Annotated in this window: 9 protein-coding genes; 7 read left to right on the top strand and 2 right to left on the bottom strand. The window is 63.1% G+C overall.

All coding sequences use genetic code 11. From position 1 onward, the window contains the following. Positions 1-600: 600 nt before the first annotated feature. Complete coding sequence (locus AMA01_RS11370; protein ID WP_067851061.1) at positions 601-1,068, bottom strand: DinB family protein; 468 nt, start codon at positions 1,066-1,068, stop codon at positions 601-603. Between the two features lie 139 nt (positions 1,069-1,207). On the opposite strand from AMA01_RS11370, the gene AMA01_RS11365 reads away from it, so the two are divergent. The 5 genes from AMA01_RS11365 (at position 1,208) to AMA01_RS11345 (ending at position 5,983) form a co-directional block, all read left to right on the top strand. Then, on the top strand, positions 1,208-2,044 hold the full coding sequence (locus AMA01_RS11365) for an undecaprenyl-diphosphate phosphatase (RefSeq protein ID WP_067851059.1): 837 nt from the start codon (positions 1,208-1,210) through the stop codon (positions 2,042-2,044). 136 nt (positions 2,045-2,180) lie between these two features. Beyond that, on the top strand, positions 2,181-3,380 hold the full coding sequence (locus tag AMA01_RS11360; RefSeq protein ID WP_067851057.1) for an MFS transporter: 1,200 nt from the start codon (positions 2,181-2,183) through the stop codon (positions 3,378-3,380). A gap of 209 nt (positions 3,381-3,589) precedes the next feature. Then, the gene (locus AMA01_RS11355; RefSeq protein ID WP_067851055.1) at positions 3,590-4,525 is read left to right on the top strand and encodes a DMT family transporter; all 936 of its coding nucleotides are present in this window, start codon (positions 3,590-3,592) and stop codon (positions 4,523-4,525) included. 97 nt (positions 4,526-4,622) lie between these two features. Next, on the top strand, positions 4,623-5,234 hold the full coding sequence (locus tag AMA01_RS11350; RefSeq protein ID WP_067851053.1) for a VanZ family protein: 612 nt from the start codon (positions 4,623-4,625) through the stop codon (positions 5,232-5,234). After that, positions 5,201-5,983, top strand: coding sequence for an SDR family NAD(P)-dependent oxidoreductase (locus AMA01_RS11345; RefSeq protein WP_067851051.1), 783 nt, complete (start codon positions 5,201-5,203; stop codon positions 5,981-5,983). The genes AMA01_RS11350 and AMA01_RS11345 overlap by 34 nt, the downstream gene beginning before the upstream one ends. Positions 5,984-6,067: 84 nt before the next feature. On the opposite strand, the gene AMA01_RS11340 is transcribed toward AMA01_RS11345, so the two are convergent. Next, on the bottom strand, positions 6,068-7,231 hold the full coding sequence (locus tag AMA01_RS11340) for an aminotransferase class I/II-fold pyridoxal phosphate-dependent enzyme (protein WP_067851049.1): 1,164 nt from the start codon (positions 7,229-7,231) through the stop codon (positions 6,068-6,070). 73 nt (positions 7,232-7,304) lie between these two features. On the opposite strand from AMA01_RS11340, the gene purN reads away from it, so the two are divergent. Together purN and AMA01_RS11330 are read left to right on the top strand one after the other, a co-directional pair. Continuing rightward, entirely contained in the window at positions 7,305-7,925 is a 621-nt protein-coding gene (purN, locus tag AMA01_RS11335; RefSeq protein ID WP_067851047.1) for a phosphoribosylglycinamide formyltransferase, read from the top strand. 30 nt (positions 7,926-7,955) lie between these two features. Continuing rightward, positions 7,956-8,942 carry an NAD(P)H-quinone oxidoreductase gene (locus AMA01_RS11330; protein WP_067851045.1) on the top strand — a complete coding sequence of 329 codons (987 nt, stop codon included), beginning with the start codon at positions 7,956-7,958 and terminating at the stop codon, positions 8,940-8,942. Positions 8,943-8,957 lie beyond the last annotated feature (15 nt).

Here is an 8,957-nt window from a genome sequence, read left to right as displayed (position 1 = left end):
CCCTAGGCCCGAGAATCGCAGCCTCTCCAAGGGAACGGCCAAGCACTCAATGCCCTCACCGCCGCAACCAGAAGCGAAGTGCGAAGGGGGGAGCAGATCTGCAGGCCGAAGGCCGAAGCCCTGCTCCCCCCTTCGCACGAAGCGCCGAAGGCCGAAGCCCTGCTCCCGGCCCTTCGCACGAAGCTTGAGGTGATGCACACGTGTCACTTTTACTGCGTATGCTGGCGTCAAGGGGCGATCCGGCGTGCGTCCGTTGACTCCTCTTCAGGAAAATACGGTAACCAACGACATCAACACGCGCGTGACGCAGGTAAACACCGCAGTCACCCTGCTGAACACCGCTATCATGGTCGTCTCCATCGGCATATCGCTCTACGCTCTCAGGACTGCACGGAGGGCTTCGCAGCCGTTCGCCGACACTGCGGTGTCGCCATCGCCCATAGCGGGTGTTGCTCGGGTAAAACGTTCGCCGCGATTCACAAAACATGGCCGGCCGCGGACGCGACAGTTCCGGAGAGCCCAGTAGCAACGACACCGACAGATGTATCAAATGAGTAGGGCCCTGCGGCAGCGAACGCCGCAAGGCCCTCTGATTGTTCGTCAGCCCCTGTGAATAAAAAAAGGTAATTTTTCAGCGCCCATCAAGCGGGCATAGACAAACAGTTGCCCCTTGTGATGAATCTCGTGATCGACTATGCTCCCGAGCAGTGCCTTCACCGGCAAATCTGCTCCAAACACTGCCTTGGTGTCGACCAGGCTGTCAAACTGTTCGTCCGCCACGGAGGCCACGTCTGCGTGGGTGCCATCGCTGAAGGTCGAGATGGCCTGCAGCAACGCCTGCTTTGAACCCAAATCCGGCTTTTCGGGCCGGTCCGTGATGCGACCCGCTTGGGCTGCGGCCGCAAACCAGGCGCTTGTCGAGAGGATGTGCCAAACGAGATCGCGGAACGACATCGCCCCGTCCCACGGCTTGAAGTCCAGTTTATCCTCCGGTACCGACTCGACGAGTGGTGCGAGGACATCCCGATGCGAGTGCCAGTGGGTGAGCACGGCTTGAGCTTTGCTCATGCGTCATTCCTCCCTTTCCCTGCATAGAGCTTAGCACGATCGCGTCCGGTCCAAAAGGGCCTCAATCGCGTGAGTGAGATGGAATCTTCCTGTACAATGGGATCGAGACCTAATCTCCCGAAGGAAAGGCAGGCGCGGTATGCACCTACTGCAGGTCATCATCTATGGTATCGTCCAGGGGATCACGGAACTCTTTCCCATCTCGAGCGTCGGACACGCGGTGATTTTGCCATACCTGTTGCGGTGGACGGAGTTTTCGCAGTCCAATCAATTTCTTCCTTTTGTCGTGATGCTTCATCTTGGGACAGGCCTGGCGCTTCTCATTTACTTCTTGCCGGAATGGCTCCACCTGATCGCCTCGATTTTTGACCGGCGAAGAAAAGTGGAGCGGCGCATCTTGCTCCTCATCATCGTGGCGACCATTCCCGCCGCGGTCCTGGGCAAGATATTTGAACACAAGCTTCAGGAGTTATTTCCATCCGCCTTGTCCGCCTCCATCTTTCTCATTGTGAACGGCTTTGTGTTGTTCTGGGCTGACGGGATGCGCCGCAAGCGGAGGCGATCGACGACTCGCATTGAGAACCTCTCATACGGGCGCAGCTTCCTGATTGGCATTGTCCAGTCGTTCGCGCTCATTCCGGGCTTTTCGCGAAGTGGCATCACGATGGCGGCAGGACTTGCGAGCGGGCTCGAGTACGAGGATTCGGCGCGGTTCAGCTTTCTGCTTGCGACCCCGGTGATTCTCGGCGCAGGAATTCTGGAAGTGCCGAAGATGCTACACCAGCACAACCACGTGATGTTTCACGATGGACTCATTGGCGGCCTGTGCGCAGGCGTGCTTGCACTTCTCAGCACAGCCTTCCTCATGCGCTACTTCGAGACCACCGAGGTGCGCGCCTTGCGTCCATTTGGCTGGTATTGTATTGTAGTGGGCGTGGTTGTTGCCATCCTGGCCGCGCTGCACATCCAGTTTTGAAGTCAGCGCGAACCGACATGTCGAGATCGTATGAGCGGGTGAGCCAACAGCTTGCCCGCTTTTTCGGCCCTTGATTCGTGAGGCGAAATAACGGCACGATGTCAGCCGTACAGAGATTCTGCAGGGGTGATGGTGCATGGCTGTGGTGCAGGCGGTTCGCGAGAAGGGGCGAATCAACCGGGACGCCGTGTGGAGTATCAGCGGTTCCCACTTTCTGAACGACTTGTCGACGACCGGCCTGGTTCCGGCGTTGACGCAGTTGTACAAGCCGCTGTTTCATCTCAACTACACGGAAATCAGCCTGATTGTGCTTGTGTCGTATATCACGTCGTCCGTGGCGCAGCCCTTGTTTGGCGCTTGGGCGGATCGAAGCCCAAAGGCGTGGATGCTGCCATTAGGACTCTTCTTGTCCACGCTGGGCATCACGTTGACCGGGATCGCGCCCAGCTATGGCGTGCTGCTTCTCATGGTGGCTGTAAGCGGCCTGGGGTCGGGGGCGTTCCATCCCGAGGCCTCGCGCGTGGCACACCTCGCGGCGGGTCGGGCGAAGGGCCTGGCGCAGGCCATCTTCCAGGTCGGCGGAAACGGCGGCCAAGCGATTGGGCCCCTCATCGTGTCGCTGTTCATTCTCGCGGCCGGGATCCACAGCGTCCTGTGGATGTTCGTGGGCGTCGCACTGGGCTTGCTGTTGACGCTACGACTGTATCCCTGGTACAAAGCCTCGCTACGGGATTACGCGAAGGTGCGCAGGACCATCGAGGGCGAGAATCGCATCGGCGCCGTTGCGCTCCTGGTGGTCGTGATTGTGCTCCGCTCGTGGTGCCAAATTGGCATCGCCCAGTTCATGCCGTTCTACTACGCCCACAAATTTGGCATGTCGTATCGACTGTCTGATGCCCTCATGTTTGTGTTTCTGGGGGCCGGCGCGTTGGGGACGTTCATTGGCGGCGCCCTAGCGGATCGCATGCCGAAGCAGCGCATTCTGCTTCTGTCGATGCTCTTGTCCATTCCGTTTGCCTTCGGTTTGCCGTTCCTTCACGGTGCGTGGGCTGCCGTGGCGCTGTTGCCGTTCGGATTCTTTATCCTCTCGTCGTTTGCCGTCACGGTGGTCTACATGCAGATGCTGCTGCCGCGCAATGTCTCCCTCGCGTCCGGGCTCACCATCGGCTTCGGCGTGGGCGCAGGCGGAATTGGCGCGACCTTCTTCGGTGTCCTGGCCGATCACGTCGGCCTCACAAGCGTCCTCTACATCCTGATGGTGGTTCCCATCGTCGGAGCGATCCTCTCCGCCTTTCTGCCCGTCGATTCGAAGGGTGGATCGTTCGCTCGCGCTTGATGGATGGACCCGTGCGCCGCTCGTACAGAGCGGTGTTTTTCTTTTCTACGGGTTATCGACAGGCCGGGTCGGCGGAGTTAGGATGGAGGCGAATGGGAGGTGGCCACATTGCCAGCGCACTTTGAACTCGACGTGCCCCGTGCCCGTGGCTGAAGGCGAGGGCACAGCCCTTCGCCAAGTTCTATCACGCAACGGGCGGAGGGATGGGGATGAAATCTTCCTGGGTGGGCGCCTTGTGTCTGGCGCTTGCAGCCTCTCTTTGGGGCGGCACGTATGTGGTGAGCAAAGCGGTGATGGATTGGGTAGATCCATCGGCGCTCATCTGGCTGCGGTACGCGCTTGGCGTGCTCGCGCTTGGCGCGGTGGGTCTTGTGCGGCGGGTGAACTGGCGAATTTCAGCGCGCCATGTCGGCACGGTGGTCGCCATCGGCCTCGTGGGTTACGCGCTCTCTATCTGGACGCAATTCGTGGGAACGGAATGGTCGACGGCGCAGATGGGGGCGGTCATCACCTCGGGGACGCCCGCGTTTATGGTCATTTTCGCGCGCGTACTCCTTGGTGAAGCCATCACGTGGAGGCGCGCTGCGTCGGTGATCCTCGCGACACTCGGCGTCATGGTTATGATTGGCCTCGGCCACGAGGCGCACAGCCGGGAGGCTCTGGGTGGCCTGATTCTACTTGTTGCGGCCGTGACCTGGGGACTTCAGTCTGTGCTCGTGAAGCGCGTGCCCTCTGAATATTCGTCCATTGTCGTCACGGCGTACGCCATGCTCGTGGCCCTGGCTGTGATGACGCCGCTCGGTTGGCCGCACATGCCGCATCTCGGAATCCTCCTGGGTCACACCTCGGTGTGGCTGGGGATCCTGTATCTCGGCGTGTTGTCCACGGCCGGCGCGTTTCTTCTCTGGAATGAGGGATTGCGGCGCATGCCTGCTGGGGCGGGAGGCGTGTACTTCTTTCTGCAGCCGCTCGTGGGCACCGCGCTCGGATGGCTCGTGCTAGGAGAAACCGTCACGGCCTCGTTCTGGTTCGGGGCTCTGCTGATCCTCGGAGGCGTGGCGCTCGTGATCCGCGAGCCAGAATCCTCCGAAAGCTCTGCGAGATGGGCGTTTTCACCATCCAAAGACGGGTCTCAGGACTCATGACGTCCGCGGCATTCCTGCGCTATGATCCGTGCGGATCGCCATGCTGGGACCGGAGGGCGACGCGTCCCCTCCGGGTCCCAAGTGACGGAGGAGATGCATGATCACGTTTCTCCCCTTCGGCCTTATGTTCTGGGGTGCGTACACGGTCACTTGGGTGGTGCGCGCCGCGGTGCACCGGTGGCACCTCGAGTGGCGGGCGCTGTGCGCGCACCACGCGTTGTTTCTCTATGCGCTGTGGATGGTGGACGCCGCGCTCTTTCCCATCCCCCTGCACGGGGTGCCGTCGTGGCCCGAGATCGACATGTCTCCCTGGGAGACCCTGAGGAGCGCGCTGAATGTGCGCACGGGGGTGTGGCAAATCTTCGCTCGCTCTCTCGCACAGTTTGTTCCCCTCGGCGCGGCGCTCCCTGCCCTGTACGCATCGATGCGCCGGCTATCGCTCGTCCTCATGGTGTCATTTTTCACGGGGGCCGTCCTTCAGGTGGCCGGGCTCATCATCTCGGCTCGCATCGGCATCCCCTATCGGCTGTTCGAAGTCGACGACATTCTGTTCAACTGTGTCGGCGCGGCCATCGGCTTTGGTTTATGGCGCGCGCAGGCGCTCATTCGCGTTCCTCGCCCGACATCCGCTACACTGGAGGAGATGGGTGACATGCCAAGAGGGGAGCGAGGAACATGGAGCTTGGGCTCGAAGGCAAAGTCGCCGTGATCACCGGCGCCTCGAAGGGCATTGGACTGAGGACCGCGGCGTTGCTCGCGATGGAGGGCGCCGATGTGGCCATCTGTGCGCGCACGGAGGCGGCTCTCGAAGAGGCCAAGCGCGCCATCGAACAGGCGTCGGGGAGGCACGTCTTCGCCATGTCCGTTGACGTGCGCCAGGCGCAGGCGTGCGAGTCGTTCATCGACGCGGTCGCGGAGGCGTTTGGCCGGATCGACATTCTGGTGAACAACGCGGGGACCGCCAACGCGCGGGGCTTTCTCACGGTGAGCGATGAAGACTGGCAGGGCGATCTCGACCTGAAGCTGTTTGCCGCCATCCGTTGCTCGCGCCGCGCGGTGCCGCACATGCAGCGACAGGGTGGGGGCTCCATCGTCAACGTCACCGCCATCGGCGGCAAGACGCCTGGGCCGTCGTCCATGCCGTCGTCCGTCTCGCGGGCGGCCGGGATCGCGCTGACCAAGGCCATGAGCAAGGACCTCGGCAAGCACGGGATCCGCGTGAACGCGGTGTGCATCGGGCAGATTCGGAGCGATCAGATTGAGAAGATGTGGAAGGCGCAGCGGCCGGACCTCACTTGGGAGGAGTTTTCGCGGCTTCCGGAGCACAACATTCCGCTGAACCGCATCGGCGACACGGACGAAGCCGCGCGGGTCATTGCGTTTCTCGCGTCTGACGCGGCGTCATACGTCACGGGCGTCGCCCTGAACATCGACGGCGGGCTCGCGGCGATGTGGTGAGGCAGGACATGTGGCAGGCGGCTGCGCAGCGCATGGGGCATAGGCACCGCGCGCCGGTGCGCGGCCGCGCGGGCTGATGCTCGTTCATCCGTGATGCTGGCGGAGCCACGCGCCGATGCGCCGCGCAGCCTCCCTGAGCACGGGGATGTCGTGGACGAACGCCATGCGGACATGCCCCTCACCGCGGGACCCGAATGCGATGCCTGGGGTGACCGCCACGCCGGTCTCTTTCAGCAGCGCGAGCGCGAACGGGTAGGAAGGCTGCCCGCCCGGCGTTTGGGCCCACAGGAACATCGTGGCCGCCGGTTTGCGCACAGGCCAGCCGGCTTCGCCGAGCGCTTCACAGAGCGCATCGCGCCGCTCCGCGTACACGGCTCGCTGCCGCTCGTAGCCGTCCCACGGCGTCGTGAGCGCCGCGATGGCCGCGCGCTGAACAGGTAGAAACACGCCGAAGTCGATGTGCGACTTCAGTTTGCGCAACGCGGCGAGCGCGTCTGGGCATCCGACGGCGTACGCGATGCGCGCGCCCGCGAGATTGTAAGTTTTCGAGAGCGAGTTGAACTCAATGGCTACTTCTTTGGCGCCCGGGATCGAGAGGATGCTGATGGGCTGAACGCCGTCGAACACGAGCTCCGAATAGGCGAAGTCGTGCACGAGCAGAAGGTCGTGCTGCTTCGCCAGCGCCACGGCCCGCTCGAGCGTGCCTCTCGTCGCGATCGCGGCCGTCGGATTGGACGGAAAGTTGAGGACCATCATCTTCGCTTGTCGCCACACCTCGGGAGGGATGGCGTCGAAGCGGGGCTGCAGCGTCTCGGCATCCACCGGGATGGGCTCCACGCGCGCGCCCGCCAGGCGAACTCCTGCGTCGTAGATGGGATACCCCGGATCGGGGATGAGGGCCACGTCACCAGGGTTCAAAATGGTGAGCGCCAAGTGGCTCAGCCCGTCCTGAGATCCGGCGAGCTGCAGGATCTCTCGCTCCGGGTCCAGGGTCACGCCGTACCGCTCGTAGAAGCGGGCGACGGCCTCGTGGAACTCCGGCAGTGCGGTGATGGCGTACCGATATTCTCGGGGATCCTGCGCGGCGCGAATCAGGGCCTCGACGGCGTGCGGCGGCGGAGGGAGATCGGGCGAACCGACGCTGAGATCGATCACGTCGAGTCCCTTTTTGCGCCGCTCGTGGGCAGCGATGGCAAGCTCTTGGAACACGCCGTCTGGAAGTTGGTTGAGTCGATCCGATGGTGTCATGCTATCGTCCTCGCTCGTCGTTTGCAGATTCTCTTTCAGGATACACGCATTCAAAGGAGTGGAACAGTCGCCGATGCGAAAAATCGCGTTTCTCGCCTCCCACAACGGCTCCGGCATGCGCTACCTGCTTGCGGCCCGGGCACGGCACGAAATCGAGTTTGATCCGGTACTTGTCGTGAGCAACAATCCCGGCAGCCAAGCGCTCTCCTACGCGCGCGAGGTGGGCATCCCGACCGCTATCCTCAACGAAAAGCGCTGCGGCGGCCAGGCGGAGGCGGATGAGGCGCTCTGTGAGGCACTGCGCGCCCACGGCGCCGAATGGGTGATCCTCTCCGGCTACATGAAGCGCATCGGATCTGGGACGCTCTCCGCCTACCGAAACCGCATCCTCAACATTCACCCGAGTTTGCTTCCGAAGTTCGGAGGGCCCGGCATGTACGGCATGCGCGTGCACGAGGCCGTGATCGCGAGCGGCGAATCGGTCACTGGCGCGACCGTCCATCTCGTGGATGACGAGTACGATCACGGCCCGGTGCTGGCGCAGGTCGAGGTCCCCGTTCTCCCGGGCGACACGCCCGAGCGCCTGCGGGCGCGCGTCCTCGAGGTGGAGGGCCCCCTGTACCTGCAGGTGCTCAAGAAGTTGGAGCGGGGCGAGATCGATCTGGATGCTTTTGGTGCGACCGCGTCCCTGTGATACGATGATGAACGAAGGGGAGGCGACGACATGCTCGCGGTCATCATGAAGCAGTTTGGCGGGCCGGAGGTGCTCGAAATCGGCGAGGTGGAGACGCCGAAGCCAGGTCCTGGCGAGGTGCTGGTGCGCGTTCGCGCGACGGCCTTGAATCGCGCGGATCTCCTGCAGCGGCGCGGCCTGTACCCGCCTCCGCCGGGGGCATCCGACATCCTGGGCCTTGAAATGGCGGGGGACGTGGAGGCCATCGGTCCAGGCGTGACCTCGGTCGGCGAGGGCGATCGCGTCGCGGCGCTGTTGCCCGGCGGCGGCTACGCGCAGTACGCCGTGGTGCCGGCCGGCATGCTGATTCGGCTGCCTGACAACCTCTCGTACGAACAGGGCGCGGCCATCCCAGAGACCTTTCTCACCGCTTATCTGAACCTGTTCGTGCTCGGCCGCCTGAGCCCAGGGGAGACGGTCCTCGTGCACGCGGGAGCGAGCGGCGTCGGCACGTCGGCGATTCAACTCATCCGCCTCGCGGGGGCGCATAGCATCGTCACGGCGGGCAGCGCCGACAAAATCGCCAAGTGCCTCGAGCTCGGCGCCAAGGCGGGCTGGAATTACCACGACGGATCGTTCGTCGACTTTGTCCGCCAGGAGACAGACGGTCGCGGCGCCGACATCATCTTCGATTTCGTAGGGGCGCCTTACTTCCACGACAACCTGCGCGCGCTGGCCGTGGACGGGCGGCTCATTGTCATCGGCACAATGGGCGGAACGAAGGTCGACGGGTTCGATCTCGGCCATATCCTCGCGAAGCGGCAGCAAATCATCGGGACCGCTCTCCGCTCCCGCAGCCTGGAGGCGAAGATCGAGCTCACGGCCGCGTTCGTGGCGTTCGCCCACGACGAGCTGGCAAAGGGCGACATTTCGCCCGTCCTTGACCAGGTGTACGACTGGCGCGACGTCCGCGCCGCGCACGAGCGGATGGAGGCCAATCAGAACATCGGAAAAATTGTCCTCAGGGTGACGGAGTGACGAAAGACGCCTCGC

The organism is Alicyclobacillus mali NBRC 102425, assembly GCF_001570745.1.
Lineage (GTDB): Bacteria > Bacillota > Bacilli > Alicyclobacillales > Alicyclobacillaceae > Alicyclobacillus > Alicyclobacillus mali.
Note: the sequence above shows the minus strand (reverse complement) of the source record. Positions and strands in the feature narration are given on the sequence as shown.

Excerpts from the sequence above, each read along its gene's own strand:
- AMA01_RS11370 (WP_067851061.1), bottom strand. The coding sequence starts at position 1,068 with ATGAGCAAAGCTCAAGCCGTGCTCACCCACTGGCACTCGCATCGGGAT.
- AMA01_RS11365 (WP_067851059.1), top strand. The coding sequence starts at position 1,208 with ATGCACCTACTGCAGGTCATCATCTATGGTATCGTCCAGGGGATCACG.
- AMA01_RS11360 (WP_067851057.1), top strand. The coding sequence starts at position 2,181 with ATGGCTGTGGTGCAGGCGGTTCGCGAGAAGGGGCGAATCAACCGGGAC.
- AMA01_RS11355 (WP_067851055.1), top strand. The coding sequence starts at position 3,590 with ATGAAATCTTCCTGGGTGGGCGCCTTGTGTCTGGCGCTTGCAGCCTCT.
- AMA01_RS11350 (WP_067851053.1), top strand. The coding sequence starts at position 4,623 with ATGATCACGTTTCTCCCCTTCGGCCTTATGTTCTGGGGTGCGTACACG.
- AMA01_RS11345 (WP_067851051.1), top strand. The coding sequence starts at position 5,201 with ATGGAGCTTGGGCTCGAAGGCAAAGTCGCCGTGATCACCGGCGCCTCG.
- AMA01_RS11340 (WP_067851049.1), bottom strand. The coding sequence starts at position 7,231 with ATGACACCATCGGATCGACTCAACCAACTTCCAGACGGCGTGTTCCAA.
- purN (WP_067851047.1), top strand. The coding sequence starts at position 7,305 with ATGCGAAAAATCGCGTTTCTCGCCTCCCACAACGGCTCCGGCATGCGC.
- AMA01_RS11330 (WP_067851045.1), top strand. The coding sequence starts at position 7,956 with ATGCTCGCGGTCATCATGAAGCAGTTTGGCGGGCCGGAGGTGCTCGAA.